The following is a 26,130-nucleotide window of genomic DNA, read 5'->3' as shown; positions in this document are numbered from 1 at the left end:
AACATCCTCAAGGGCGCTGGACCGACCCCGATTTTTGCTCCGAAAGCCAGTCGTACCAACGGTTTACACCAGCGCCGGTGGTCGCGGAGAGTGGAATGATCTCGATACCCGGGTTGACAGATTCGGCGTATTTTCGGCATCGATCGAGATCGAATTCGACGTAGGGCAACAAGTCGATCTTATTGACCAGCACCAGGCCCGCCGCGGCGAACATATGCGGATATTTCAGCGGTTTGTCGGTGCCCTCGGTCACCGAGATCACGACGACCTTGGCATGTTCACCGAGATCGAAAAGCGCGGGGCACACCAGATTTCCGACGTTCTCCACGAACAGCAGGCTGCCGGGGGCCGGGTTCAGCGCGTCGAGGGCGTGGCGCATCATCTCCGCGTCCAGATGGCAGCCCGCACCCGTATTGACCTGCACGACACGACATCCCGTGGCCTTGATCCGCTCGGCGTCCAGCAGCGTCTCCTGATCGCCCTCGATCACGGCGATGGGTTCCGCGCCGAGTTCGCGAATCGTGCGCTCCAGCAGGGTGGTCTTGCCCGCACCCGGTGAGCTGGTCAGATTGAGGGTCAGAATATCGTTGTCGCGCAGGCGTTTGCGCAGCCGTCCGGCGAGCAGATCGTTCTTGGCGAGCACCTTCTGTTCCAGGGTGATCGTCTTGGTGATCGGTACGTGCACATGTTCACCTGGCCCGTGCCCGTGTACGTGCGGATGTTCGTGATCGTGTTCGTGGGGATGTTCGTGCGGGACCGTGATCACGGCCGCCGCGTCGTCACCGCATCCACAGGTTGCGCACATGCCTCGCTCACTTCCATCGATCGGATCAAGAGCTGGCGCCCCGACCGCAACTCGACGTCGGCGCTACCGCACCGGCACAGCAGAATCGGATCGTGGACGTCGAATTCGCTTCCGCAGCCGCGGCAGTACGCCACACCCCCCGCGATGCGGATCTCGAGTTTCGCCCCCTCGGCGACGGTGCCCTCGGCCGCGAGTTCGAAACAGAACGACATCGCCTCGGGGACAACGGCACACAGCACGCCGATCTCGAGCGAGACGACATGGACCCGCCGACCGGCGGCGTGCTCACACACGGCGTCGATGACACTGCGAGTTATCGCCATCTCGTGCATCGCGCACCCCGAATCGTTTCCGAAAGGGTGCTTCGAGGCTACTCCCACCCACCCCGCGCCGTCAGGCGTAAGCGGATCCGAGGCGAACTATTCCACCGACGGTCGGATGTTTCAGGCGTGAGCGGCGGCGGGCTCGAGGGTGGCCAGGGCCGCGGCGGTCGGAGAATTCGGGGCGGCGGTGTAGACGACGAGGAGGTGGTCCGGATCGCCCGGTAGGGCCAGGGTTTCGTAGGTCAGGTCCAGTGGGCCCAGGGAAGGGTGGTGGATTCGCTTGGCTCCGAAGGACTTTTCCTTGATGGGGTGGGCGGACCAGAGGCGGTGGAATTCCGGATTGCGGTGGGAGAGATCGGTGACCATGGCGGACAGGATCGTGTCATCGGGGTGTAGGCCCGCGTCGCGGCGTAGGTAGGCGACCGTTTCCGCGGCCACGATGTCCCAGTCGGGGTAGAAGGTTCGGGCCGTGGGGTCGGTAAACAGGTAGCGGGCCTGGTTGCGTTCGGAGGGCGGCATGGTCGAGAAGCCGGATATCGCGTCGCCCAGGGCATTCCAGGCGGGGACGTCCATGCGGCGGCCGAGGATGAAAGCGGGGGCGGCGATGGAGTTCAGGAGTAGGCGGGCGCCGGGGCGCAGGGTCGGCGAATGCTCGCCGCCGGAGCTCGACGGTCGGGCCAGCGCGTAAAGGTGGTTGCGCTCGGTCTCGCTCAGCCGTAGCGCCCGCGCGACCGCGTCCAGTACGGCATCGGAAACATTGCTGCCGCGGCCCTGTTCGAGCCGTATGTAGTAGTCGACGCTCACCCCGGCCAACTGCGCCGCCTCCTCCCGCCGCAGCCCGGGCACCCGGCGACGCCCGAATTCGGGCAGACCGACCTCACCCGGCTGAATGCGGGCGCGCCTGGAGCGCAGGAAATCTCCGAGGTCGTTGTGCATTCCCCCACCCTACGGGCGGGGGAACAGGGAACACGGACAGGCGGGAACAGGGAACACGGACGGGCGGAAATAGAGGGCGAACGGTTGGCCCACAAGGTCAGGCTTGTTGGGTGGGCAGGATGACGGCTTGGCGGAGGTTGACTCGGGCTGGGCGACTGGTGGTGTAGGCGATCAGGTCGGCGATGTCGGCGGCGGTCAGGGCGTCCATGGCGGAGAACATGCCGTCGAGTTGGTCACTCAGCTCGGAGTTGTCCAGATGGTTGCCCAACTCGGTTGCGGTGAGGCCGGGTTCGAGATTTGTCACACGGACCCGGCGGGGTGAGAGTTCGGCGCGCAGCATCGCGGACAGCTGGGTGACCGCGGCCTTGGTCGCCCCGTACACGGCGTAGTCGGGGAAGACCGTATGCGCGCCGATGGAGGAGATGTTCACCAGATCGGCGGTGCGGCCCTGTTCGGCGGCCGCGATCAGATCGGGCACGAAGGCGCGGATCATGCGCAGGGTCCCGGTCAGATTGGTGTCGATCATGCGCGCCCACTCGTCCTCGCGCCCGCCGGCAATCGGATTGGGCAGCATCACCCCGGCGCCGTTCACCACCAGATCCACCGTGCCGAACGCCTCGTGCACCCGCTCCGCAGCGGACCGGACGCCGTCGGGATCGGTGAGATCGACTGCGATCGCGACCGCGGTCCCGCCCTCGGCTTCGATCTTCGCGGCCAGATCGGCCAGGCGGTCGGCGCGCCGGGCCAGCAGCGCGACCCGGGCCCCACTGCGGGCCAGCAGTAGCGCGGTGGCCTCGCCCATACCGCTCGCGGCGCCCGTCACGACGGCGGTGCGTCCGGCGAGATCGTCGTAGTTCATCGGTGTTCTCCCTCACTGGATTTCGTTGACGTACTCATCCTGTGCGGGTCCGAACGGGGTAGCGAGGGTTCCGGTTTACCTGGGTCTGCCAATACCAGTCTCGAGCTCGCGCGTCATTCGCCCGAAATTAGCCAATAGATTGCTATCCTGCACGGGCTCGGCCGAATGCCCCGTGCTTTCCCCTCGACCACTCGGGAGGACACATGCGAGTCGAGATCCTGCCGATACTTCTTCTGACGACCGTCGCATTCGCCGCGTCGGCCTGCGGCAGTTCCTCGCCCAATCCCCTGGGTCTGACCCCGACGCCCGAGACGACCACGGCGGGCCCGGCCCGAGACAACGCCGCGGCCGCCGGACGCACCGACTGCGGTCGCGACGACGCGGGCTATCAGTTCTACGCCGTCACCGCCCGCGGCCCCGGGGCCTGCGGTATGGCCCGCGCCGCCCTGGACGCCCTCGATTCGGCCCTGCGCCGCGGCGGCGACCAACCCGCCGACCTGCTGGTGACCGCCGATTCGGTGCCCTGGACCTGCCGCTCCTACGAGAACGAACTCCCGCCCTTCCGCGAATGCGTGAACCAGCAGGACCCCTTCGAGAAGGCCCAGCGCCGCCTGCCCCGCACCCCGATCGGCGCGCCCGCCCCCGGCGAACCCCAACTCGTCGCCATCGCCTGCGGCGCCGCCGACAACGGCCTGACCGTCCAGGCGATCACCGGATACGACGACGCGGCCTGCGCCACAGCGGTTCCGGTGGCCAATGCCTATCTGCGCAAGGCCGAACGCGAACACGACCCGATCCTGACGGTCCGCGTCAACGCGGTGAACTGGGACTGCCAGAACCGCCCCGGCGATCCGAATCCGATCGTGGAATGTGTGAACGGGGCAACCCCGACGGAGAGGGTCCAACTCCGCTCCTGAGCCGGATATGACAAAGCGCCGCAGATCCTGATGGATCTACGGCGCTTCGGCTAGTGTGGGCGAAGGGGGACTTGAACCCCCACGTCCCGAAGGACACTGGCACCTGAAGCCAGCGCGTCTGCCATTCCGCCACTCGCCCGAGCGACTGGATGACGGTATCACGGGGGTGTTGCCGAAAAGAAATCGGCTGGTCAAGGGGCCGATCGGCAAGAAGGAACTCGGCGGGCCCGTCGAGAGTTACAGGTGTGGAGGATCGTGGATATCATGCAATCACCGTGTCCGTTCGACGACACGCCCATTTGGCGTGTCGCGGAATGGTGACAGTCGAGGTCGAGAACGCGCACCGAAGGGAGGCCGAGATGGGCATCGTGTCGCGCTTCGAACGCCGACTGCAGGGCGCTGTCGGCGATGCCTTCGCCCGTGTCTTCGGCGGCAGCGTGGTGCCGCAGGAGGTGGAGGCGGCGCTGCAACGCGAGGCGACCGATCAGGTCTCCGAACTCGACGGCGGACATCTGCTGGCTCCCAACAGCTACGTCATCACCATCAACACCTCGGACCTGCAGCAACTGGATGCCGATCACGAACTCACCACCCGCGCCTTCGCCAAACATTTGCAGGACTACATCCGCGATCAGGGATGGCAGACCTACGGCGAAGTACACGTCGAATTCGAGGCATCCCCTACGCTGCACACCGGACAGTTCAGGACGCGCGGCCGGGTAGACCCGGACGTGGGCCGCGCGAACACCGGACAACCCCGACAACGATCCGCACACCCGCAACCAGGAGCTGGCCCCATGACGCAGAACTCAGGCTACGACCCCAGCCGTGAGCCCGCGGAGTCCGATCCACGCAACCGCGGGTACGCACCGCCGCCCGCGGGCCGTGGCCCGCAGGGCGGTTATCGCGGCGACGAATACGGTTACGCCGCACCGGAGTCGCAGCAGGGCTACGACTACCAGAACGGCTACGACTACCAGCAGGGCGGCGCGGGGTACAGCCAGCAGGGCTACGACCAGGCCGGCTACAGCCAACAGCAGGGCTATGCCGACCAGAACTACGCCCAGCAGGGTTATGAGCAGGGGTACAACAACCAGCAGGGCTACGAACAGGGCGGCTACGCCGACCAGGGCTACGGCCAGCAGGGCTACGCCGAACAGGGCTACGCCGATCACGGTTACGGCCAGCAGGGCTACTCGCAGACCCCGGGCGGTTACGACCAGGGCTACCAGCAGGGCCAGGGCTATCAGGCGCCCGGCGGCTACGAGCAGGGCTACGCAGAACAGGGCTACGCCCAGCCCGATCAGGCCTACGGCCAGCAGGCCTATGAGCAGAGCGGTTACGCCGAACAGGGCTACGCCCAGCAGGGCGGCGCCTACGCCCAGCCGCAGCAACCGCAGCAGCCCGCCCGCGGCGGATCCGGCTACTCGGCCACCCTGCAGCTCGACGACGGCAGCGGCCGCACATATCAGCTCCGCGAGGGCAGCAACATCATCGGCCGCGGCCAGGACGCGCATTTCCGGCTGCCCGACACGGGCGTGTCCCGCCGCCATATCGAGGTGCGCTGGGACGGCCAGGTCGCCATGCTGTCCGATCTCGGATCGACCAACGGAACGCTGGTCAATGGCTCTCCAGTGCAGGATTGGCAGCTCGCCGACGGCGACGTCATCCGCGCCGGACATTCGGAGATCCTGATCCGGATCGTCTGATCCCGTAAGCTCGCGCGTGCAGGTCACGGGACGGCCTTTCGGTTTCGTCGGTCGTATCGTGCTCGCAACCGGTCGTCGGTCCTATGATGCTGCCAATATCGCTCGGCAGCCGGGCCGTGCCGACCAGCACGCCGGTTGGGGGTCGAACCGTACCTACGGCACCGGTCGAACAGGAGGTGGAGCGCCGTGCAGGGACTGATCCTGCAATTGACCCGTGCGGGGTTCCTGCTGCTGTTGTGGCTGTTCGTATGGGCGGTACTCCGCACCCTGCGAAGCGACATCTACGCGGCATCCGGCATCCGGATACAGCCCCGGGCCGCGCGCGGTTCCGCGGTGCTGCCATCCTTCAGCCGTGGCCAGAAGGGCGCCAAATATCTAGTGGTGACTCAGGGTTCACTCGCCGGCACTCGTATCACGCTCGGCACCCAGCCGGTGCTCATCGGGCGTGCTGACGACTCCACGCTGGTGCTCACCGATGACTACGCCTCGACCCGGCACGCGCGGCTGTCACCGCGCGGCGACGACTGGTACGTCGAGGATCTAGGCTCCACCAACGGGACCTACCTCGATCGAGTGAAGGTCACCACCCCGGTCCGAGTTCCGCTCGGTACCGCCGTCCGTGTCGGCAAGACAGTGATCGAGCTGCGATCGTGACACTTGTTCTCCGCTACGCAGCGCGCAGCGACCGCGGTCTCGTCCGGGCCAACAACGAGGACTCCGTCTACGCCGGCGCGCGCCTGCTCGCGCTCGCCGACGGTATGGGCGGCCACGCCGCCGGCGAAGTCGCCTCCCAGTTGATGATCGCCGCGCTGGCCCATCTCGACGACGACGAGCCCGGCGACGATCTGCTCGGCAAACTCGACCGCGCCGTGCGAGAAGGCAACGGCGCCATCGCCGATCAGGTGGAGGAGGAGCCCGAGCTCGACGGCATGGGCACCACGCTCACCGCAATCCTGTTCGCGGGCAAGAAACTCGGCCTCGCGCATATCGGCGACTCGCGCGCCTACATGCTGCGCGGCGGCGAGCTCGCCCAGATCACCCGTGACGACACCTTCGTGCAGTCGCTGGTCGACGAGGGCCGCATCACACCCGAGCAGGCGCACACCCATCCGCAGCGCTCGCTGATCATGCGCGCGCTCACCGGCAACGAGATCGAGCCCACGCTGACCATGCGGGAGGCCCGCCCGGGCGACCGCTATCTGCTGTGCTCGGACGGCCTGTCGGATGTGGTGAGCGACGAGACCATCGCGAATACGTTGCGCGAGGGCAATACCGACGAGGCGGCCGATCGGCTCATCGAGCTGGCGCTGCGCAGCGGCGGCCCGGACAACGTGACCGTCGTCGTCGCCGACGTCATCGATCTGGACTACGGCCAGAGCCATCCGATCGTCGCGGGCGCCGCCTCCGGCGAGGACGAGGACACCCCGCCGCCGAATACCGCCGCCGGGCGGGCCGCGGCCATGCGTCCGCCCCGCGCCGCGCCGCGCCGGGCCCCCGTCGCCCCCGAACCGCCCGAGCCCCGCAAGAGCCACAAGCTACGTTGGATCTCGCTCTCGCTGGCCCTGATCGCGGCCGTCGCGGTCGGACTCGTGGTCGGCTACAAGATGATTCGCAGCAACTACTACGTCGGCGCCGACAACGGCAATGTCGTGATCATGCGCGGACTGCCCGGTTCGGTGCTGGGCTATTCGATTCGCGATGTGGATCAGCTGGCCTGCGTGAATCGTGACAATCGCCTGACTCTCATGCGGCCGGGTGCGGGCTTCCCCAGCGGCTGCAAGCAGCTGCAGGTCACCGATCTGGTCCAGACCGGGCGCGACAAGGTCGAAAGCGGTCTGCCTCCCGGCGGTTTCGACGAGGCCAAGCGCCAGCTCGAGACCCTGGCCAAGAGTGAGCTGCTGCCCGTGTGCACGCCGCCCACACCGGTGGTCGTGACCCCCCCGCCCCCGCCCCCGCCGCCGGGCGACAACCCCTCCGCGACGCCCACCCCCTCGCCGAATCCGGCCCCGCCGACGAACAACACCGCCCAGCAACCGGTTCCGACGACGACGTCGCCGGCCCCTCAGACTCCGGGGGAGAACTGCAGGAAGGCGGACTGATGTCCGCACCGGCACCGCCGTCCGCTGGAGCCTTCCCCAGTCCGCCGGGCGGTTTCGCACCCGCGCCCCCACCGTCGACCCGGCGCAATGTCGAACTGCTGCTGCTGGGTTCGGCGGTGATCATCACCACGGTCGCGCTGGTGCTGGTGGAGGCGAGTCAGGATCAGGAGATCTCCTGGGATCTGGCCAAATTGGCGGTGACCTATCTGGCGCTGTTCGCGGTCGCGCATCTGGCGGTGCGGCGATTCGCGCCGTTCGCCGATCCGCTGCTGCTGCCGATCGTGGCCGTACTCAACGGACTCGGCCTGGTGCTGATCCATCGCCTGGATCTGGCCGACGAGCAGACCGCGATCTACAACTCCTGGCCGGTGCCCAATGCCGACGCCAACGATCAGGTGCTGTGGACGGCGCTGGGTATCGCGCTGTTCATCGCGGTGCTGGTACTGCTGCGCGACTACCGCACACTGGCCCGCTACAACTACACCCTCGGCCTGCTCGGATTGCTCGCCCTCATGGTGCCCGCCCTGCTGCCCTCGGCGTATTCGGAGACCAACGGCGCCAAGATCTGGATCCGATTACCGGGATTCAGCGTCCAGCCGGGCGAATTCGCGAAGATCCTGCTGATCGTGTTCTTCGCGGCGGTGCTGGTGTCCAAGCGGGATCTGTTCACCGCGGCCGGTAAGCACGTGTTCGGGCTGGAGCTGCCGCGGGCCCGGGATCTCGGTCCGATCCTGCTGGTGTGGATCGTCTGCATCGGCGTACTGGTGCTCGAGAAGGATCTGGGCACCTCGCTGCTGATCTTCGCGACCGTGCTGGCGCTGCTGTACATCGCGACCGAGCGGGTGGGCTGGCTGGTGGTCGGCGGGTTGCTGCTGGCCGTCGGATTCGTCTTCGCCTACAACGCCTTCGGCCACGTCCGGGTGCGGGTGTCGACCTGGCTGCATCCGTTCGCCGACTACAACAACACCGGCTATCAGATCTCGCAGTCGCTGTTCGGCCTGGCCACCGGCGGATTGGCCGGTACCGGACTCGGCAGCGGGCGGCCCTCGCAGGTGCCGTTCGCCAAAACCGATTTCATCATCGCGACCATCGGTGAGGAACTCGGGCTGATCGGGCTGGCCGCGGTGCTGATGTTGTTCACGATGTTCGTCGTGCGTGGGCTGCGGACCGCGTTGGCGGTACGCGACAGCTTCGGCAAGTTGCTTGCCGCGGGTTTGTCGTTCACGCTGGCCATTCAGGTTTTCGTGGTCGTCGGCGGAGTCACCAAGCTGATTCCGCTGACGGGCCTGACCACCCCGTTCGTTTCCTATGGAGGCTCCTCGCTGCTGGCCAACTACGCACTGCTGGCGCTGCTGGTGAAAATCTCCGACGCCGCCCGCGCCCCAGCGCCGGTCCGCAGGCGGGATCCGGCGCCTATCGCGGACGCTCCGACGGAAATGATTCGCGGCCTGAGCGACGGGCCCGGAGGAGGCAGCTTGCGTAACCACGCAGGGCCCCGGGAAGGCCGCCATGGTGACAGCCCGGTGAAGGGGGAAACGGTTTGAACACGCCGCTACGCCGGGTAGCCATGGCCGTCATGCTCATGATCGTCGCGCTGCTGCTCAACGCCACCTACGTTCAGGTGATCAAGGCCGACAGCCTGCGCAACGATCCGCGCAATTCGCGCGTACTGCTCGACGAGTACTCCCGCCAGCGCGGGCAGGTCTCCGCGGGCGGAACGGTGCTGGCCTCCTCGATCGCCACCGACGACCGCTACAAATATCTGCGCACCTATCCGACCGATCCGGCCGCCTACGCACCGGTCACCGGCTTCTACTCGATGCAGTACGGCAGTACGGGCCTGGAGCGGGCCGAGGATTCGGTGCTCAACGGTTCCGACAGCCAGCTGTTCGGGCGGCGGCTGATCGACCTGGTGTCCGGGCGCGATCCGCGCGGCGGCAATGTGGTCACCACCATCAATCCGATCATGCAGAAGGTCGCCTACGACCAGCTGACCAGTAAGGGCTACACCGGTTCGGTGGTCGCCATCGAACCGAGCACCGGCCGCATCCTGACCATGGTGTCCACCCCGAGCTACGACCCCAACCGGCTGTCCGGCCACGACGGCGCCAAGGGCACCCAGGCCTGGGAGCAGCTCAGCGCCGACACCACCCAGCCGATGCTCAATCGCGCTGTCTCGCAGACCTATCCGCCGGGCTCGACCTTCAAGGTCGTGGTGGCCGCGGCCGCGCTGAGCCAGGGCATCAAGACCGACGACCAGTTCACCGCCGCGCCGAACATCACCCTGCCGGGCACCTCCACCACGCTGGAGAACTACGACAACACCCCGTGCGGTGGCGGTGCGACGGCGACCATGCTGGATGCGTTCCGACTGTCCTGCAATACCGCGTTCGCCGAGATCGGCATGAAGGTCGGCGCGGCCAAGCTCAAGGATCAGGCCGCCCTGTTCGGCGTCGGCGCCCACTCGAACATCCCGATTCCCTGGGCCGACAGCACCGTCGGCACCATCCCGGACACCCCGGCGCTGGCGCAGAGCAGTATCGGCCAGCGCGATGTCGCCCTGACCCCGCTCGACGACGCGGTCATCGCCGCGACGGTCGCCAACGGCGGTGTGCGCATGGAACCGCATCTGGTGGATCAGCTGCAGGGCCCCGATCTGAGCGAACTGTCGCGCAGCAAACCGGTCGCGGTCGGGCAGGCCGTGAGCACCCCGGTCGCCCAGCAGCTGACCTCGATGATGATCGAGTCGGAGAAGCATACGACCGGCGGCACCGCCCCGCGGTCCTACCAGATCGCGTCAAAGACCGGCACCGCCGAACACGGCAGCAGCCCACGCACCACGCCGCCGCATGCCTGGTACATCGCCTTCGCACCGGCACAGAATCCGAAGATCGCGATCGCGGTCATCGTGGAGAACGGCGGCGATCGCGGCACGGTGGCCACCGGCGGCTCGGTGGCCGCGCCGGTGGCGCGCGCGGTGCTCGACGCCGGAATGCAGGGGGGCTGACAGATGAATTCGCTGAACACCCTACGGGGGCTGCAATGCTGAACAACGGTGCGTTGATCGCGGACCGGTATCGACTGCAACGACTGATCGCCACCGGCGGCATGGGGCAGGTGTGGGAGGCACTCGACACGCGGCTGGATCGGCGCGTGGCGGTGAAGGTGCTCAAGGCCGAGTTCTCGGCCGATCCGACGTTCCGGCACCGCTTCCGCACCGAGGCCAAGACGACCGCGCAGCTGAACCATCCGGGCATCGCGGGCATCTACGACTACGGCGAGACCATGGACCCGCAGGGCGGCGAAACCGCCTATCTGGTCATGGAACTGGTGCAGGGCGAGCCGCTCAACGCCGTCCTCAACCGGCTCGGCCGACTGTCGGTCGCGCAGGGTCTGGACATGCTCGAGCAGACCGGCCGCGCGCTCGAGGTGGCGCATGCGGCGGGTGTGGTGCACCGCGACGTGAAACCGGGCAACATCCTGGTGACGCCGACCGGCCAGGTGAAGATCACCGATTTCGGCATCGCCAAGGCGGTCGACGCCTCCCCGGTCACCAAGACCGGCATGGTCATGGGCACGGCCCAGTACATCGCCCCCGAACAGGCCACCGGCGAGGACGCCACCTCGGCCAGTGATGTGTACTCCCTCGGCGTGGTCGGCTACGAGGCGCTGGCCGGACAGCGGCCGTTCACCGGCGACGGCGCGCTGACCGTGGCGATGAAACATGTGCGCGAGGCGCCGCCGCCGATGCCGTCGGATCTACCGCCGAATGTGCGTCAGCTCATCGAGATCACGATGACCAAGGATCCGACGCGTCGATACCGCAGCGGCGGCGAATTCGCCGATGCCGTGGCCGCGGTGCGTTCGGGCCGCCGTCCCCCGCCGCCGCGCGGTGGCGGCGCAGCCCTGCCCAGCACCGGCGCCGCCCGGGTGCTGCCGCCCGCGGCCGGTCCGACGACCGTGCTGCCGCGCGGTGAGTACGACCGCTACGCCACCCCGAATCTCGGTGGGCCCCAGGCCCAGCCGGTCGGTGCCACCACGGTCATGCCCGGTGGCCCGCGCACCACGCCGCCGCGCGGCGCGGATTCCGACAGCGGCAATTGGCGTAAGGCCCTGGCCGGGCTCGGGGTGGGCGCCGTCGTGCTCGGCGGTCTCGCCGCGTGGGTGTTGTTGAGCGGCAAGCCGCCCGCGCCCTCGCCGACGACTCCGGTCAAACAGCCGCCCGCGGTCGTCACCACGACCACGACCCCGCCGCCGACCACCACCACGACCGAACCGCCGACCACCACCCGAGTGGCGCCCCCGCCGGTGGTGACGACCACCACCGAACCGCCGACCACGACCACCACGCCGCCGCCGACCACCACCACGACCGAACCGCCGACCACCACCCCCAGCAAGACCCGCACCCCGACCACGACCACCCGCACGCCGCCGATTCCGCCGATTCCCAACCTCGGTGGCGTGAACGGTAACTTCAACGATTACGACGACGACAGCCGCAGTGCTCCTTCCACTCCATCGCAAGGACTGCCATGACGACCCCGAAGAATCTGTCTTCTCGCTACGAGCTGGGCGAGATCATCGGATTCGGAGGTATGTCCGAGGTTCACAAGGCCCGGGATATGCGGTTGGGCCGGGATGTGGCGATCAAGGTGCTGCGCGCCGATCTGGCCCGCGACCCCACCTTCTATCTGCGATTCAAGCGTGAGGCGCAGAACGCGGCCGCGCTGAATCATCCGGCGATCGTGGCGGTGTACGACACCGGCGAGGCGGAGGTCGACGGCGGCCCGCTGCCCTACATCGTGATGGAGTACGTCGACGGCGATACGCTGCGCGATCTCGTGCGCGGCAAGGGTCCGCTGCCGCCGCGGCGCGCGATGGAGATCATCGCCGATGTCTGCGCCGCACTGGATTTCAGCCATAAGAACGGCATCGTGCACCGGGACATGAAGCCGGCCAACATCATGATCAACCGGCAGGGCGCGGTGAAGGTCATGGACTTCGGCATCGCCCGCGCGATCGCCGACAGTTCCAATCCGATGACCCAGACCGCCGCGGTGATCGGTACGGCGCAATATCTTTCGCCCGAGCAGGCGCGCGGCGAACAGGTCGACGCGCGCTCGGACGTCTACTCGGTCGGCTGCGTACTCTACGAAATCCTCACCGGCGAACCGCCGTTCACGGGCGACTCGCCGGTCGCGGTGGCCTATCAGCACGTCCGCGAGGATCCACAGCTGCCCTCGCATGTGCACCCGGGCGTTCCGCGCGAACTGGATTCGGTCATCCTCAAGGCGATGAGCAAGAATCCGGCCAATCGGTATCAGACCGCGGCCGAGATGCGCGGCGACCTCATTCGTGTGCTGGGCGGCCAGAAACCGCAGGCGCCCATGGTGATGACCGAGGAGGACCGCACCACCATCCTCGGCAGTATGGACGCGCCGCCGCGCAGCTACCGCACGGTGGAACGCGGCGTCGACACCACCGAACAGGTGCAGGTCGAATCCGGTGGCCGCCGCCGCACGGCACTGCTCGGCGCGGCCGCCGCGATCGTGCTCGCGCTGGTGGCCGGGCTGTTCTGGGTACTCGGTCCGGGCAGCAGCGCCGATCAGATCGCCATCCCGGATCTGGCGAACAAGCCTGCGGCGCAGGCGCAGGAAGAATTGCAGCAGGCCGGATTCGCCGTCGCGACCCAGCAGAAACCCGACCCGAAGGTGGCCAACGGCAACGTCATCTCCACCTCGCCGCTCGGTGGCTCCCGCGCTCCCAAGGGCAGCACGGTGACCGTGCAGATTTCGACCGGTCCGGCCGTGGTCCCGGTGCCGCAGTTGGCCACGCTCACCCAGGAGCAGGCCGCCGGGGAGCTGAACAAGGCCGGGCTGCAACTGGATCCGCAGGTGCAGCAGAACTGGTCGAGCACCGAGGACAAGAACAAGGTGATCGCCCAGAATCCGCCGCCCGGCTCGCGGATCGATGCGGGCAGCAAGGTGACCATCACCCTCGGCAAGGGCCCCGAACAGGTGCGCGTGCCCGATGTCGTGGGCCAGCAGATCGATGTGGCCCAGCCGAATCTGGAACAGACCGCCGGATTCAAGGTCGTCGTGCAGAAGGTGACCTCCACGCGACCGCCGGGCGAGGTGCTGTCCACCGATCCGGCGGGCGGATCCAACGCCGACAAGGGTTCCACCATCACGGTTCAGGTCGCGACCAGCGATCAGATCACCATGCCGGATCTGCGCGGCATGACCGCCTCCCAGGCCGTCGACGCGTTGCGCGCCAAGGGCTGGACCGGCGGACTCGCCCAGATCACCCAGGTCAATCAGGCAACCTTCGATACCGGCAGCGTCGGCAAGGTCCTCAACCAGCAACCGGCCGCGGGCAGCCAGGCGCCGAAGAACAGCGCGGTGACCATCTTCGTCGGCGTACTACCGCTCGGGCCGCCGTGATCGGCCGAAAGTCAGAGCCGCAGATGGCGATTCATGGACATGGCCTCCTCGGCCAGATCGGCCAGTTCGATCACCTCGATACCGTGTTCGCGTAGTCTTTCCACCCCGACACAGTTCTCGACGAAGGTGCCGGGTTCGCGCCAGGCGATGACGACCCTGGGGATACCGGCCGCGAGTATGCGTTCGGTACAGGGCCGCCGGTCGAGGGAGGCGCGCTGCGAACACGGCTCGAGGGTGCTGTAGAGGGTGGCGTGTGCCAGCCGGGGATCGTCGCCGAGTTTGTCCAGCGCCGATTCCTCGGCGTGCACCTTCTCGTCCGTCTCGCGGGAAAAGCCGTGCGCCAGTTCGACATTGTCCGGACCGACCACGACCGCGCCGACCGAGAACGCGGTGGCGCTCGGCGGGCACAGGCGGGCCAGGCCGATGGCGTGGTGCATCCAGAACCGATGTGTGCGAGTCACCGTGGGGTTTCCTCCGCTGCGGTCAGATAGCGCAGCAGCGCGATATCGCCGATACGCGTGACATCCTGCAGTGCCATTCTGCGCCGCGAACCACCGGGGAAGGCGGCCGGATGCAGAAATCGGGGTGCGGCCGGATCGCCGACCAGAACCGGCGCGACGGCCATGAGCAGTTCGTCGGCCAGGCCCGCGGCCAGGAATTCGGTATGCACCACCCCGCCACCCTCCACCATCAGCCGCCGCACGCCGCGCCCGCCGAGGTCGTCGAGCAGCGCCGCGAAATCCAGTGTGCCGCCCAGGGATACGACCTCGGCCAGCCCGGCCAGCCGATCGCCGAGCCGATCGGCCCCGATATCGGTGGTGTACACCAGTTTCGCGCCACCGTGGTGCCAGAAGCGCAGTGCGGGATCGAGATCGCCGGTCGCGGTGACGGTCACCTTCAGCGGATGCTCGGGCGCACCGGCCGCCACCCGCCGGGCCCGCCGCGCCGCGCTGTTCACCAGCAGTCGCGGATTATCGCTGCGCAGCGTCCCGGCGCCGACCAGGATCGCATCGGAATCGGCGCGCACCGCGTCGACCCGATCGAAATCGTCCGCATTGGACAGCAGCAGTCGCTCGGGCGAGGCATCGTCGAGATATCCGTCGACGCTGACCGCCGCCGACAGCAGCACATACGGACGAGTCATGGGTCGATCACATCACGACGACCTCAGACCAGTGCGGCAACCTCGGCCTCGAGTCGCCGCACGAGTCCCTCGTCGGGCCGCCGACCGCAGACCTCGAGCCAGTTGGCCAGCATGCGGTGGCCGCCCTGGGTGAGGACGGACTCCGGATGGAATTGCACGCCGTGGATGGGCAATTCGCGATGGCGCATCGCCATGACGATGCGGCTCTCGGTCCGCCCGGTGACCTCGAGTTCCTCCGGCAACGTCTCCTCGAGCACGGTCAGCGAGTGATAGCGGGTGGCGGTGAACGGATTCGGCAGGCCCGCGAGCACACCGGCATCGGTGTGGAACACCGAACTGGTCTTGCCGTGCAGCAGTTCCGGCGCGCGCGTCACGGTCGCGCCGAACGCCTCGCCGATCGCTTGATGACCCAGGCACACCCCGAGCAGGGGTACCCGGTGGCGGGCGCAGGCGCGTACCAGCTCGATACTGGCCCCGGCGCGATCGGGGGTTCCGGGTCCGGGGCTGATCAGAACGCCGTCGAATTCGGTGACGACGGTGTCGACCTCCGCGAGATTCGGATCGTCGTTACGCCAGACGGTCGCCTCGACATCGAGTTGGCCCAGGTATTGGACCAGGTTGAATACGAAGCTGTCGTAGTTGTCGACGACCAGAACACGCATGGTTCGAGACTACGTGGCCGCCCGACACGCCGTCACCGGGAATACCTCGCGGCACGGATGACAACGATCCCGACCCCCTCCGTCTACGCAGCTGGGATAGCCTTTACACAGACCGGCCCGCGCCCGCCGGTATGACCTGTACGCCTAATCCGAGGACGTCATGCCCAAGTCGAAGGTCCGCAAGAAGACCGATTACACGATCAACCCGGCCAGCCGTACCCCCGTGAAGGTGAAGGGCGGCCCCTCGCCGGTCTGGTACGTCGCCATCATGCTCGGGTTCATGTTGGCCGGTCTGGCCTGGCTGCTGGTGTACTACCTGGGCGCCGACCACATCCAGTGGATGAGCGACCTCAACGCCTGGAACTTCCTCATCGGCTTCGGACTGATGGTCATCGGCCTGATCATGACCATGCGGTGGCGCTGATCCCGGAGATGACACGGGTGTCATCAATGCACATCTGTGGATGATTCTGTGGACAACTCGAGGAGTGATTGGGGACTGTGACCGCAGCCGATCCGGAGTCCCGGCTCGAATGGTCCACTCCGCCGGCCGCGCTGGCCGCCGCGGCGGTGGGCGGCCTCGCCTTGGCCGGGGCGGCCGCACTGGCCTCCGACGGACCGAGCCGACTGCTCGTCGGCCTCGCCGCCGCACTGCTGCTCGGTCTGGCCGGGCTCGGCCTGAGGCAGCGGCCCCGGTTGCGCATCGTGTCCGGCGATCAGCCGCGCCTGATCGTGCGCGGCCTGTTCGGAGAGACCGAATACGCGCCGGAGCGGATCCTGCGCGCCCGCGTGGTGGGTTTCCGCCGCCTGGGCCGGCGGGTGCCGAATCTGGAGCTCGATGTCGAACAGCACGGTGACGAGCGCCTGCTCATCTTCGGCCGCTGGGATCTGGGCACGCACCCCGAGGATGTACTCGACGCGATGCGGGCCCACGGCCTGGTCCCGAACTGATCGCGAAATCTACAGGGCCCGTTGCAGTCCGGCCGCCACGATGATCATCAGCGCCAGCACCGCGACCCCGCCGACGGCCGCCCAGCCGATCAGCCGCGCGGACTCGGTCGAACGCGCCTTCAGCCACTGCGGCAGGAACAGAATGCCCACGGCCGCAATCGTTCCGCCCGCGAGCCCGCCGAGATGACCCCACAGTGAGATACCCGGCAGCGACACACTGATCAGCAGATTGACCGCGATGAGCACGAGCATCTGCACCGGAGACTGCCGCAGCCGCAACAGGATTACGGTCATGGCGCCGAACAGTCCGTAGATCGCCCCCGACGCGCCCGCGGTGGAACTCAGGGTCGGCGCGAGCGCCAGCGCCGCGGCGGAACCGCCCAGCAGCGATACCAGATACACCGCGATATAACGCGCCCGGCCGAGCACCATCTCGGTATCGCGCCCGAGCACGTACAGCGCGAACATGTTGACCGCCAGATGCAACGGCCCGAAATGCAGGAAACCCGCGGTCAGTACGCGAATCCACTCACCGTGTCCGACCAGGGGCGGCACCAGATCCCAATCCCGGAACAGCCGCGAGCGGTCGTTGTCGACGATGCTGCCCGCCTGCGCCGCGGTGGCCGCGAAAACCGCCACATTCAGCGCGATCAACGCGTAGGTCACCAGCGGCGTCGGCCGCGCGGGCGCCGGCGCACCGGCCACCGTGCGCACCGGACGCACATCCGCGGCGCCCTGGCGCACACATTCCACACACTGCTGACCGACCGCCGCGGGGCGCAGACATTCCGGACACGCCGGACGCCCGCACCGGGTGCATCCCAATCCGGTGACACGGTCGGGATGACGGAAACAGGTCGGTGCGGGCTGCTGCGGATTCACGGAATGGGCTCGCTCAGTTGATCGTTACCGCGGAGATGACGATCGGCTCCTTGGGCCGGTCGTTGCGATCGGTCGGCGCGGTGGCGATGGCGTCGACCACCTTGCGCGAATCCGGATCCACCACCTCGCCGAAGATGGTGTGCCGCCGGTTCAGATGCGGCTGCGGGCCGACGGTGATGAAGAACTGCGACCCGTTGGTGCCCGGCCCGGCATTGGCCATACCCAGTAGGTAGCCGCGGTCGAAGCGCAGCTCCGGATGGAATTCGTCGCCGAATTCGTACCCCGGGCCACCGCGACCGGTTCCGGTGGGATCACCGGTCTGAATCATGAAGCCATCGATCACGCGGTGGAAGATGACGCCGTCGAAGAACGGACCCGAACTGCCGCCGGAGGCGTTCTGCGAGGTGTAGGACGCGGAACCGTCGGCGAGGCCGATGAAGTTGCGCACCGTTTTCGGGGCGTGGTTACCGAAAAGCGAGATCTTGATGTCGCCGTGGTTGGTGTGCAGGATCGCCACGGCGGTCTGATTCGGTGAGGTCACCGCAATATCCTGCCACGCGCCGGGAACGAGCCCGCGCTACGGCACCTGCACGGCGCCGTGCGGCGCGGAACCATTGGCGGAATAGCCCAGCCGCGGGGGCTCGGTGGCCGGCTGCGGAAGTTGCGGACGACGGTTGACCGCCAACCAGGCGACACCACCCGCGAGCGCGGCGAGGACGGCGACGATGAGCCGGTTGCGCAACCGGCCGGATTCCCGGGAACTCCCCAACAGCATGCGACCACTCTGACACAGCAACCCGTTTCGCGCAGTAAGCGCTGGTCCGCGCGCGTCAGGCGAGGCCGCCCTCCCCGGCCCGCTGTAGTTCCGCCCCGGCCGAGCCGACCGCCTCCTCGGCCTCGTGCCCGGTCAGGGTCAGAAACACATCGTCGAGCGAGGGACGCCGCAGGCCGACGTCGTGGATGCGCACCCGATGTTCGTTGAGCCGGGCGATGGCGTCGACCAGCGCCTGCGAACCGTCGTCGACCGGAACGGTGATGCGCCGCAGGGACGGTTCGAGATGGATCTCCCCGGCCGCCAGGCCCGCGAGCGCTTGGCGGGCCGCGGCGAGGTTGTCGGCATGATCGACCGTCAGTTCGATGCGGTCGCCGCCGACGAGGGTTTTGAGTTCGTCGGAGGTGCCGCGGGCGATCACCCGGCCGCAATCGATGACGGCGACGGCATCGGCCAGCCGATCGGCCTCGTCCATGTACTGCGTGGTGAGCAGCAGCGTGGTGCCGCCCGCGACCAATTCCTCGATGACATCCCACAGATCCAGCCGGGCCCGCGGATCCAGTCCCGTGGTCGGCTCGTCGAGGAACAGCACGGGCGGATTGGCCACCAGCGCACCGGCCAGGTCGAGGCGGCGGCGCATACCCCCCGAATAGCCCTTGACCGGACGATCCGCGGCCTCGGTGAGCCGGAATCGATCGAGCAGTTCGCGAGCGCGTTCCCTACTGCGCCGCGCCCCGAGGTGATACAGCCGCCCCACCATCTCGAGATTCTCGAAGCCGGTGAGATATTCGTCGACCGCGGCGTACTGACCCGAGGCCCCGATGCGGGTGCGCAGCCGCTGTGGCTCGCGCAGCACATCCAGGCCCGCGACCACGGCCCGGCCCGCATCCGGGACGAGCAGGGTGGTGAGCACCCGCACCGCGGTCGTCTTACCGGCGCCGTTGGGACCCAGCAGCGCGGTGACCGTGCCCTCGGGCACCGTGAGATCGAGACCGTCGAGGGCGACCAGACGCCCGTACGTCTTGACCAATCCCTCGGCGATGATGGCATCGGGCATGAGCGCACCTGTCCGTTCCTGGGCGATGGGTGGGTGATCCGGACCACTGCTGGGGTCAGTATCGCCGAGGGCACCGACAAGTTCCGGAATACGTCGCCGGACAGCGGGAGGCCGCATCCCGGGGATCCGGCGGTGCTCGGGGGTGCCGGCGGGATGCGGCCGATTAGATGATGACCCGCGACGCCCACCCGGATCCCGAGTAGTGCGCTACCTGTCTGTGCCGCCCCTATCTACTCGCCCTTGTACGACACGCCCGGAAATCCGGCAGAGCCGGAGCGTCGTGACCGATCCGCATACCTCCGGCGACCGTCGAGCGGTCGCCCGAATCGCGTCGAGCGCACACATTCCGCCAAGATCGGACCTCGAAAATCCTTGCCGCTCAAGACCGTTGAGATTCATTTCGAGTGGAAACACCTGATCGACACCCCGATCGCGGGCAGGTCGCCGGATGCTCGCCGGAAAAAACTTCGGAAAGTGGCGTCCCTCATACACACACAATGGCCGATCGTCGCGTAGGATCGTTCACGTCGGCCCCTCCCCCCCGGGCCGACCTTACGCGGGCCTCGGCTAACTCCCCCCCTTCGCCGAGGCCCGCTCCTAATTTTCGGGGTAGTTCCCCCACTCAGCGCCCGGCGCGACGCAGCACATGCGAACGCAGCCGACTGAAGCCCCGCACGCGCACGCTACGCAGGTGGCGCAGTGTGAATTCCGGTTCGCCCGCGAGCTGACCGGCCGCCAGATCGTCGATCAGCACCGTGCCGGGCCGGGCCACACCGGTCAGCCGTGCGGCCATATTCACCACCGACCCGTACAGATCGCCGAAGCGCACCAGCACATCCCCGTACGCCAGGCCGACCCGAAGTTCCGGCGTGGTCTCCGAGGCCGCGGTCGCCTCCTGGATGGCCAGCGCGATCCGCGCGCCCGCGACGGCGGTCTCCGCCGCGAACATCACCTCGTCGCCGACGTTCTTGATCACCCAGCCACCGTTGGCGGCGATCGCGTTGGTGGTGATGGTCTCGAAGGTCTGCAGCAGTTCCGACAATTCGTCCGGATCCAGATGCCGGGTGAGCCGGGTGTAGCCGACCATATCGGCGAAGCCGACCGCCAATTCCCGTACGGTGTCACCGGTCTCGCCGACCGCGCCGCCATCCATCGACCGAGTCAGCGCGGCGACCAGATGCCTGCGCCAGGCGTAGATCTGCAACTGCTGGAGCGCCGAGACCACCTCATCGGTGGCGGTCCGGGCGATCTCGGCCGGATCGGCCGCCGGATCGGCGGCGGTCATGGTCCGAATGCGCGCGGCGATCTCCTCGGCCACCAGATCGACCTGCCATTCCGCCAGCCGCGCCATGGACTGGCCGAGCGTGCGCGCGGCCGCGGACTGACGCTGCGGGTCGGCCGATGCCAGCACCCCGAGACTTGCGAAATTGCGTACCGCGGTGACATCGCCCTCGGTGTACTCGATCGCCGAATCATCGGGATTGGTCGCGAAGCCGAGCGAAACCCACAGTCGCCGCGAGATATCGCGCGGCACCCCGGACCGCTCCGCGACCTGCGCCGATTTGTACTCCCGCGGCCCCTCCAGCAGATACGGCTCGACCACCGACTGCAGCAGTTTCGACATCTCAGCGGAGGCCATACCGTCGACCTTACGGGCACGTCGAGGCCCGAAGCCGCCGGTGGTGATTTGTCACAGCCCGTGTCAGACCGGGTGGTTCGATGAGGTGATCGATCGTGGACAGGAGTCGGCCGTGGAACTGCGTCAGCTGCGCTATTTCGTGACGGTCGCCGAGGAATTGCATTTCGGGCGCGCGGCGCAGCGACTGCATATCGCCCAGCCCGCGGTCAGTCAGCAGGTGCGCCGGTTGGAACGCGAGCTGAATGTGTCGCTGCTGGATCGTTCACCGCGCCGGGTGCGACTGACCGAGGCGGGTCTGCGCTTCCTGCCCGCCGCGCGCGAGGCGCTGGCAGCCGCCGAACGCGCCCGCGCGGCCGTATCCGATCTCGCCGGAACGGCCGCGCCGATATTCCGCCTGGGCACGATCACCGGTCTGGGCGAGCGGCTCGACGCCGTGCTCGACGCCTTCGCCGATCGACTGCCCGGGGTCCAGGTCGAACTCGTGGCATTACCGGTGCGCGAACGATTGGCCCGGGTCGCCGACGGCCGTCTGGACGCCGCCTTCGTCCGCTCCCCCTCCCCCACCGACAGCCCTGACCTGGAATTCGTTGCGGCCTGGCAGGATCCGCTGGTGGTGGCGCTGCCCGCCAAACATCCACTGGCCGCCCAGGATTCGATCCACCCGGCCGAACTGGCCACCGTGCCGCTGCGGCTGACCGAACGGCGCAATCACCCCGCCCTGGTCGATCTGGTGCTGAATGCCTGTCAGCGTGCGGGTTTCGAGCCGATACCCGCCACCACCTCCACCACGCTGCAGGACACCCTCGCCGCGATCGGCAGCGGCTCGCCGATGTGGACCGTGGTGTACGCCGCCAATGCCGCGCAGGTGCACAACCCCCGCGTGGCCTTTCGCCCCTTCACGGGCGACGGTCTCGCCCTGCCGATCGCCCTGGCCGCGCGGCCGGACGCGGCCTCGCCGAGCCTGACGCTGCTGCTGTCGCTGCTGCCACGATAAGCATCCCTTATCGCTGCGCGACCGAATCGGCCATTGGTCGCCGCCCTCGATCGGTGTGAACTGTGGACAGGCGCAAAACAGCCTGTCCCACACCAAATTCGAAGGAGAACAGCCATGCCCGTCGTCACCGTGCAGCAGGGTCCGCGCACCGTCGAACTCAAGCGCGATCTGGTCCGCCGGATCACCGATGCCTTCGTCGACGCCTATCAGATCCCGGCCGAGACCGTGCAGGTGTGGATCCAGGAGGTCCCCACCGACAGCTGGGGCACGGCCGGACAGCTGACCGCGGACAAATAGGAGATATCCCGATGCCTTTCGCACCCACCGTGCTCAGCCGCGGGGCAAGTTCGGTCGACTATCTGGTCACCGGCGCCGGACCCGCGGTCGTCCTCGTGCACGGCACCTTCTCCGATGCCCGGGGCAACTGGGCGGAGCTGATCGACGCGCTGGCCGACCGCTACACCGTCATCGCCCCCGAACTCGCCGGATCGGGTGCGACCAGGCATCCCGAGGTGGTGACGATCGATGATCTCGCCGCCCAGGTCCTGGCAGCCGCCGACCACGCCGGAGCCGAGCGATTCGGCCTGGTCGGCCATTCGCTGGGCGCCGTCACCGCGGCCGCCGTCGCCGCCCGTGTCCCGCGACGGGTGAATTCCCTTGTCCTGCACGCACCATGGCCGGCCACCGGACCGCGCGGGCGGGCGCTGTTCGACCTGTGGGACGACCTGCTGCGGACCGATCGGGCGCTGCTGGCGCGACTGCTGGTCCAGACCGCGTTCGCCCCGCATATCGCCGATCGCTGGTCGGTGGCCGAACTCGACGAGACGATCGCGGGTTTCACCGCCATGCTCGACCCGCGGCACGCGGTACAGCTCACCGCCGACCGCACGGCCGACATTCGCGACCAGCTGCCCCGGATCACCGCTCCGACACTGGTTCTGGGGAGCGCCCGCGATCGCATCATCGAACTCGAGGAACAGCGCGCGGTCGCCGCGGCAATCGCCGCGGCCGAATATCTGGAGTTCGAGGCCGGGCACGCGCTGCCCGTCGAGGACGGTCCGGGATTCGTGCAAGCGGTCGGCGATCACCTCGATCGATACCGTGGACTCTGACGTATGTTCGCGCGCGCCTGGGCCATGTCGGGTCCAGGCTTTCGCGACTGTACTGAGTACATGACAACTTCGAACACCATCCTCGTCCTCGGCGCCACCGGTAAGACCGGCAGCCGCGTCGCCGCCCGGCTGCGCGATCACGAGGTACCCGTCCGCCTCGGATCGCGCTCCGCGCAAACACCTTTCGACTGGACCGATCGCGGCACCTGGGATGCCGTGCTGACCGGCGTGCGCGCCGTCTACCTGGCCTATCAACCCGACCTGGCCGTACCCGGCGCGCCGGATGCGATCAACGCGCTGGTCGCCGCCGCGCGTGGCCACGGCGTCGAACAGATCGTCCTGCTGTCCGGCCGCGGCGAGCCGGAGGCCCTCGAATGCGAACGCATCGTGCGGAATTCGGCTCTGCGCTGGACCGTGGTGCGCTGCAGCTGGTTCGCGCAGAACTTCAGCGAGGGCGCGTTCCTCGACTACATCCACGCCGGCGAGGTCGCCCTGCCCGCCGGTGAGATCCCCGAGCCGTTCGTGGATGTGGACGATATCGCCGATGTCGCCACGGCCGCGCTGCTCGAGGACCGGCACGACGGACAGATCTACGAACTCACCGGCCCGCGCGCGCTGACCTTCGCCGAGGCGGTCGACGAGATCTCCCGCGCACTCGGCCGCCCGATCGCCTACATCCCGCTCGGCCGGGCCGAATTCGTCGAGGGCCTCACCGCATACGGCCTCTCCGCCGATGAGGTGGGATTGCTGGACTATCTGTTCAGCACGGTGCTCGACGGCCGCAACGCACAACCGGCCGACGGCGTCGAGCGCGCACTCGGCCGCAAGCCACGCGATTTCGCCGAGTACGCGCGCACCACGGCCGCCTCCGGCGCGTGGTCGATCCCGGCCTGACGGCCGGGAAGAACAGGCAGCGAACTCAATCGAGAAGTACCGGCAGCGAACTCAATCCGTGCGATCGCCACGACACCCGATAGCGCAGTTCAGCGGGTTCGACCGCCAACCGCGCATTCGGGTGCCGGGCGAGCAGTTCGGTGACGATCGCGTCGACGATCAGATCGGCGACGCGTGCGCCCAGGCAGTAGTGCGGTCCGCGGCCGAACATCAGGCTGGGCCGATCGCCGCGGGCCGGATCGGAATCCGCGGCGAAGAGGGACAGCAGGACGGTTTCGCCGGGGGCGATGGTCGCGCCACCGACGGTGAGTTCGGTGGTGGCGAAGCGGCGGATCGCGAAGGGTAGCGGATTCGCCCGCTCCAACAGCATCTTTCGCTCTCCTGGCCACTGTCCTCGCGCGTCGGTGAGCAGCGCGGCGATCAGATTCGCGGGCAGCAGCACCGCGTTTTCCAAGCCCGCCGACATCATCAGGAACGCCAGGGAGACCAGTTCCTCCTCGGTCAGCGCATCGTCCTCGTCCCGGGCGCGTACCCAACCGCTGAGCAGATCGTCACCGGGCGTCCGACGCTTGGCCGCGACCGCCTCGGTGAAGGCGGTGGTCATCCAACCGACCACCGCGCGCAGCCGGACAACATCGTCCGGATCGGACATGTCGGCCGTGAACATGACATTCGCGGCATCTCGCATCGGCTCGCGCAATTCGGCGGACAGGCCCAGCAGATCACCGAACACCATGGCGGGCACCGGAACACATAGTCGCTCGACCAGATCGACCGGACCGGAGCTGTCGGTCGCCAACTCGTCGAGGACAGCGCCGGTGGTCCGCACCACCAACTCACGTAACGCCTCTGTCGATCGCCGGGAGAAGGCCGGGGCCGCGAGACTTCGCACGCGAGAATGTTCCGCACCGTCCATGTTCGCCAGATTCCGATCGAGCATCGGCGGTAATGCGAATCCGGCATACCCGCCGCCGCTGCGTCGCTTGTCGAGACTCAACCGCGAATCCGCCAGTAATTCGGACACTTCGGAATAACCCGCCACTACCCACGCCCGATGCCCTCCGGGCAATTCCACTCGGCGTGGCGCGGTTCGCCACGCCGAATGTTCATCTCGCCGAGAACCCGCATCGGTACCGATCACCTGCGAAATCACTGTCATCCATCCTGTAGAGCCTGCCCTCGCAGGATAACCGGTGATTGTGGAATGCAGTACCCGATTACATTTGCCATTCGATAACCACTACAGTGACAATGCACTCCCTGGTATACATCTGAGCGGTCCCAGACTCTGACATTCGTTCCGCCTACTACACGAAGGGTGAATTCATGAGGATGACCCATGCCCGGGCTGCCATAACCGCGTTCGCGATCGGAGCATTCACCACGGGTGCCGCACTGTTCGGCACGGGAATCGCGACCGCCGATCTGATCGACGACACCCAGCCGCTGCTGACGTCGACCTGCTCTTTCAGCCAGATCGATGCCGCGCTGCACGATGTCGCGCCGGAGTCGGCCAAACGTCTCGACGCAGCTCCGGTGTACAAGTCCATGTTGCAAATGGCCCTCACCCAGCCGGCGGATCTGCGCCTGAAGGCATTTCAGCAGTTGGAGGGACAAAAGAAGCTCATGGATGGGCTGATGCCCGATGTGGATGCCGCCAAGCCGGAGCTCGGTCCGGCACTGCGCGGGGCCGCCGCGATGTGCCACGAGTACCCGAAGCCCGGCTCCGCCATGCAGGATCGTTGAATCTTTGTCCCACCGATCGGACGGCTGGCTCTACCACTGGAAGACCGCTCGGTTCCGATGTTTTCCGGAGGTATGCTGCCCCCGTCGCGGTCAGTTTTCCGACACGCCGCGACAGTTCAACGAGAACATCGCCTTAGTTGGCATGATCACTGTCGCTAGTCGAACACCACAGGTCTGACAATC

The 26,130-nt window shown here is 67.6% G+C and carries 27 protein-coding genes, 1 tRNA gene and 1 pseudogene; 15 read left to right on the top strand and 14 right to left on the bottom strand.

Annotated elements, in window-relative coordinates; genetic code table 11:
* Nucleotides 1-7: 7 nt before the first annotated feature.
* The 4 genes from hypB to NP4_RS28345 form a co-directional block, all read right to left on the bottom strand.
* Complete coding sequence (hypB, locus tag NP4_RS28360; protein WP_068004397.1) at nt 8-805, bottom strand: hydrogenase nickel incorporation protein HypB; 798 nt, start codon at nt 803-805, stop codon at nt 8-10.
* Complete coding sequence (locus tag NP4_RS28355) at nt 763-1,137, bottom strand: hydrogenase maturation nickel metallochaperone HypA/HybF (RefSeq protein WP_068004393.1); 375 nt, start codon at nt 1,135-1,137, stop codon at nt 763-765. The genes hypB and NP4_RS28355 overlap by 43 nt, the downstream gene beginning before the upstream one ends.
* A 111-nt stretch (nt 1,138-1,248) precedes the next feature.
* Nucleotides 1,249-2,064: a helix-turn-helix transcriptional regulator gene (locus tag NP4_RS28350; RefSeq protein ID WP_068004388.1), complete on the bottom strand. Its 816-nt coding sequence runs from the start codon at nt 2,062-2,064 to the stop codon at nt 1,249-1,251.
* Between the two features lie 97 nt (nt 2,065-2,161).
* Nucleotides 2,162-2,923, bottom strand: coding sequence for an SDR family oxidoreductase (locus NP4_RS28345; protein WP_068004385.1), 762 nt, complete (start codon nt 2,921-2,923; stop codon nt 2,162-2,164).
* A gap of 203 nt (nt 2,924-3,126) precedes the next feature.
* On the opposite strand from NP4_RS28345, the gene NP4_RS28340 reads away from it, so the two are divergent.
* Nucleotides 3,127-3,840 carry a hypothetical protein gene (locus tag NP4_RS28340; protein ID WP_068004381.1) on the top strand — a complete coding sequence of 238 codons (714 nt, stop codon included), beginning with the start codon at nt 3,127-3,129 and terminating at the stop codon, nt 3,838-3,840.
* 56 nt (nt 3,841-3,896) lie between these two features.
* On the opposite strand, the gene NP4_RS28335 is transcribed toward NP4_RS28340, so the two are convergent.
* Nucleotides 3,897-3,979, bottom strand: a tRNA-Leu gene (locus NP4_RS28335).
* A gap of 220 nt (nt 3,980-4,199) precedes the next feature.
* Between NP4_RS28335 and NP4_RS28330 the strand changes: the two genes are divergently transcribed.
* The 7 genes and pseudogenes from NP4_RS28330 (at nt 4,200) to pknB (ending at nt 14,094) form a co-directional block, all read left to right on the top strand.
* A complete protein-coding gene (locus NP4_RS28330; protein WP_068004556.1) occupies nt 4,200-5,549 on the top strand; it encodes an FHA domain-containing protein in 1,350 nt (449 codons plus the stop codon).
* 186 nt (nt 5,550-5,735) lie between these two features.
* Nucleotides 5,736-6,203, top strand: coding sequence for an FHA domain-containing protein FhaB/FipA (locus tag NP4_RS28325; protein ID WP_062503046.1), 468 nt, complete (start codon nt 5,736-5,738; stop codon nt 6,201-6,203).
* The gene (locus NP4_RS28320) at nt 6,200-7,648 is read left to right on the top strand and encodes a PP2C family protein-serine/threonine phosphatase (RefSeq protein WP_068004377.1); all 1,449 of its coding nucleotides are present in this window, start codon (nt 6,200-6,202) and stop codon (nt 7,646-7,648) included. The genes NP4_RS28325 and NP4_RS28320 overlap by 4 nt, the downstream gene beginning before the upstream one ends.
* Nucleotides 7,648-9,090, top strand: a pseudogene (locus NP4_RS28315) (FtsW/RodA/SpoVE family cell cycle protein); the annotation flags it as partial. The gene NP4_RS28320 and the pseudogene NP4_RS28315, both read left to right, overlap by 1 nt.
* A gap of 98 nt (nt 9,091-9,188) precedes the next feature.
* Complete coding sequence (locus tag NP4_RS28310; RefSeq protein ID WP_068004374.1) at nt 9,189-10,655, top strand: peptidoglycan D,D-transpeptidase FtsI family protein; 1,467 nt, start codon at nt 9,189-9,191, stop codon at nt 10,653-10,655.
* 35 nt (nt 10,656-10,690) lie between these two features.
* Entirely contained in the window at nt 10,691-12,187 is a 1,497-nt protein-coding gene (locus NP4_RS28305) for a protein kinase domain-containing protein (protein WP_068004371.1), read from the top strand.
* The gene (gene pknB, locus NP4_RS28300; RefSeq protein WP_068004366.1) at nt 12,184-14,094 is read left to right on the top strand and encodes a Stk1 family PASTA domain-containing Ser/Thr kinase; all 1,911 of its coding nucleotides are present in this window, start codon (nt 12,184-12,186) and stop codon (nt 14,092-14,094) included. Before NP4_RS28305 ends, pknB begins: the two co-directional genes overlap by 4 nt.
* A gap of 11 nt (nt 14,095-14,105) precedes the next feature.
* Here the strand turns inward: pknB and NP4_RS28295 are convergent, their stop codons facing one another.
* The 3 genes from NP4_RS28295 to NP4_RS28285 are packed head-to-tail and all read right to left on the bottom strand — an operon-like array spanning nt 14,106 to nt 15,900.
* Entirely contained in the window at nt 14,106-14,555 is a 450-nt protein-coding gene (locus tag NP4_RS28295) for a dCMP deaminase (protein ID WP_245998600.1), read from the bottom strand.
* Nucleotides 14,552-15,238, bottom strand: coding sequence for a RibD family protein (locus tag NP4_RS28290; RefSeq protein ID WP_068004359.1), 687 nt, complete (start codon nt 15,236-15,238; stop codon nt 14,552-14,554). The genes NP4_RS28295 and NP4_RS28290 overlap by 4 nt, the downstream gene beginning before the upstream one ends.
* Nucleotides 15,239-15,261: 23 nt before the next feature.
* Nucleotides 15,262-15,900 (bottom strand): aminodeoxychorismate/anthranilate synthase component II, encoded by a 639-nt coding sequence (locus tag NP4_RS28285; RefSeq protein WP_068004355.1) that lies wholly within the window; start codon nt 15,898-15,900, stop codon nt 15,262-15,264.
* Between the two features lie 160 nt (nt 15,901-16,060).
* Between NP4_RS28285 and crgA the strand changes: the two genes are divergently transcribed.
* A complete protein-coding gene (gene crgA, locus NP4_RS28280) occupies nt 16,061-16,324 on the top strand; it encodes a cell division protein CrgA (protein ID WP_068004351.1) in 264 nt (87 codons plus the stop codon).
* Between the two features lie 77 nt (nt 16,325-16,401).
* On the top strand, nt 16,402-16,851 hold the full coding sequence (locus NP4_RS28275) for a PH domain-containing protein (RefSeq protein ID WP_068004347.1): 450 nt from the start codon (nt 16,402-16,404) through the stop codon (nt 16,849-16,851).
* Between the two features lie 9 nt (nt 16,852-16,860).
* Here the strand turns inward: NP4_RS28275 and NP4_RS28270 are convergent, their stop codons facing one another.
* From NP4_RS28270 to NP4_RS28250, 5 genes are all read right to left on the bottom strand, one after another.
* Nucleotides 16,861-17,733 (bottom strand): rhomboid family intramembrane serine protease, encoded by an 873-nt coding sequence (locus NP4_RS28270; protein WP_068004344.1) that lies wholly within the window; start codon nt 17,731-17,733, stop codon nt 16,861-16,863.
* Between the two features lie 13 nt (nt 17,734-17,746).
* Complete coding sequence (locus tag NP4_RS28265) at nt 17,747-18,274, bottom strand: peptidylprolyl isomerase (protein WP_068004340.1); 528 nt, start codon at nt 18,272-18,274, stop codon at nt 17,747-17,749.
* A gap of 36 nt (nt 18,275-18,310) precedes the next feature.
* The gene (locus NP4_RS28260; RefSeq protein ID WP_068004335.1) at nt 18,311-18,508 is read right to left on the bottom strand and encodes a hypothetical protein; all 198 of its coding nucleotides are present in this window, start codon (nt 18,506-18,508) and stop codon (nt 18,311-18,313) included.
* Nucleotides 18,509-18,563: 55 nt separating this feature from the next.
* A complete protein-coding gene (locus NP4_RS28255) occupies nt 18,564-19,562 on the bottom strand; it encodes an ATP-binding cassette domain-containing protein (protein ID WP_068004331.1) in 999 nt (332 codons plus the stop codon).
* A gap of 622 nt (nt 19,563-20,184) precedes the next feature.
* A complete protein-coding gene (locus tag NP4_RS28250; RefSeq protein ID WP_068004327.1) occupies nt 20,185-21,201 on the bottom strand; it encodes an adenylate/guanylate cyclase domain-containing protein in 1,017 nt (338 codons plus the stop codon).
* A gap of 85 nt (nt 21,202-21,286) precedes the next feature.
* Between NP4_RS28250 and NP4_RS28245 the strand changes: the two genes are divergently transcribed.
* Genes NP4_RS28245 through NP4_RS28230 form a run of 4 tightly spaced genes read left to right on the top strand, consistent with a single transcriptional unit; the run spans nt 21,287 to nt 24,201 of the window.
* The gene (locus NP4_RS28245; RefSeq protein WP_211335968.1) at nt 21,287-22,195 is read left to right on the top strand and encodes a LysR family transcriptional regulator; all 909 of its coding nucleotides are present in this window, start codon (nt 21,287-21,289) and stop codon (nt 22,193-22,195) included.
* Nucleotides 22,196-22,228: 33 nt separating this feature from the next.
* Nucleotides 22,229-22,492 carry a 4-oxalocrotonate tautomerase DmpI gene (dmpI, locus tag NP4_RS28240; RefSeq protein ID WP_255285560.1) on the top strand — a complete coding sequence of 88 codons (264 nt, stop codon included), beginning with the start codon at nt 22,229-22,231 and terminating at the stop codon, nt 22,490-22,492.
* Between the two features lie 11 nt (nt 22,493-22,503).
* A complete protein-coding gene (locus tag NP4_RS28235; protein WP_068004319.1) occupies nt 22,504-23,307 on the top strand; it encodes an alpha/beta fold hydrolase in 804 nt (267 codons plus the stop codon).
* A gap of 60 nt (nt 23,308-23,367) precedes the next feature.
* Nucleotides 23,368-24,201: an NAD(P)H-binding protein gene (locus tag NP4_RS28230; protein WP_068004315.1), complete on the top strand. Its 834-nt coding sequence runs from the start codon at nt 23,368-23,370 to the stop codon at nt 24,199-24,201.
* 25 nt (nt 24,202-24,226) lie between these two features.
* Here NP4_RS28230 and NP4_RS28225 read toward each other — a convergent pair whose 3' ends face one another.
* Complete coding sequence (locus NP4_RS28225; protein WP_147288084.1) at nt 24,227-25,225, bottom strand: cytochrome P450 family protein; 999 nt, start codon at nt 25,223-25,225, stop codon at nt 24,227-24,229.
* Between the two features lie 302 nt (nt 25,226-25,527).
* Between NP4_RS28225 and NP4_RS28220 the strand changes: the two genes are divergently transcribed.
* Nucleotides 25,528-25,947, top strand: coding sequence for a hemophore-related protein (locus NP4_RS28220; protein WP_082876294.1), 420 nt, complete (start codon nt 25,528-25,530; stop codon nt 25,945-25,947).
* The last annotated feature ends 183 nt before the right edge of the window (nt 25,948-26,130 follow it).

Origin of the sequence: Nocardia pseudobrasiliensis NBRC 108224, from assembly GCF_001613105.1 — a bacterium.
Classification (GTDB): domain Bacteria; phylum Actinomycetota; class Actinomycetes; order Mycobacteriales; family Mycobacteriaceae; genus Nocardia; species Nocardia pseudobrasiliensis.
Note: the sequence above shows the minus strand (reverse complement) of the source record. Positions and strands in the feature narration are given on the sequence as shown.

Excerpts from the sequence above, each read along its gene's own strand:
- NP4_RS28260 (WP_068004335.1), bottom strand. The coding sequence starts at position 18,508 with ATGCTGTTGGGGAGTTCCCGGGAATCCGGCCGGTTGCGCAACCGGCTC.
- NP4_RS28330 (WP_068004556.1), top strand. The coding sequence starts at position 4,200 with ATGGGCATCGTGTCGCGCTTCGAACGCCGACTGCAGGGCGCTGTCGGC.
- NP4_RS28285 (WP_068004355.1), bottom strand. The coding sequence starts at position 15,900 with ATGCGTGTTCTGGTCGTCGACAACTACGACAGCTTCGTATTCAACCTG.
- pknB (WP_068004366.1), top strand. The coding sequence starts at position 12,184 with ATGACGACCCCGAAGAATCTGTCTTCTCGCTACGAGCTGGGCGAGATC.
- NP4_RS28355 (WP_068004393.1), bottom strand. The coding sequence starts at position 1,137 with ATGCACGAGATGGCGATAACTCGCAGTGTCATCGACGCCGTGTGTGAG.
- NP4_RS28250 (WP_068004327.1), bottom strand. The coding sequence starts at position 21,201 with ATGGCCTCCGCTGAGATGTCGAAACTGCTGCAGTCGGTGGTCGAGCCG.
- hypB (WP_068004397.1), bottom strand. The coding sequence starts at position 805 with ATGTGCGCAACCTGTGGATGCGGTGACGACGCGGCGGCCGTGATCACG.
- NP4_RS28220 (WP_082876294.1), top strand. The coding sequence starts at position 25,528 with ATGAGGATGACCCATGCCCGGGCTGCCATAACCGCGTTCGCGATCGGA.
- NP4_RS28345 (WP_068004385.1), bottom strand. The coding sequence starts at position 2,923 with ATGAACTACGACGATCTCGCCGGACGCACCGCCGTCGTGACGGGCGCC.
- NP4_RS28350 (WP_068004388.1), bottom strand. The coding sequence starts at position 2,064 with ATGCACAACGACCTCGGAGATTTCCTGCGCTCCAGGCGCGCCCGCATT.
- NP4_RS28230 (WP_068004315.1), top strand. The coding sequence starts at position 23,368 with ATGACAACTTCGAACACCATCCTCGTCCTCGGCGCCACCGGTAAGACC.
- crgA (WP_068004351.1), top strand. The coding sequence starts at position 16,061 with ATGCCCAAGTCGAAGGTCCGCAAGAAGACCGATTACACGATCAACCCG.
- NP4_RS28290 (WP_068004359.1), bottom strand. The coding sequence starts at position 15,238 with ATGACTCGTCCGTATGTGCTGCTGTCGGCGGCGGTCAGCGTCGACGGA.
- NP4_RS28235 (WP_068004319.1), top strand. The coding sequence starts at position 22,504 with ATGCCTTTCGCACCCACCGTGCTCAGCCGCGGGGCAAGTTCGGTCGAC.
- NP4_RS28255 (WP_068004331.1), bottom strand. The coding sequence starts at position 19,562 with ATGCCCGATGCCATCATCGCCGAGGGATTGGTCAAGACGTACGGGCGT.
- NP4_RS28305 (WP_068004371.1), top strand. The coding sequence starts at position 10,691 with ATGCTGAACAACGGTGCGTTGATCGCGGACCGGTATCGACTGCAACGA.
- NP4_RS28340 (WP_068004381.1), top strand. The coding sequence starts at position 3,127 with ATGCGAGTCGAGATCCTGCCGATACTTCTTCTGACGACCGTCGCATTC.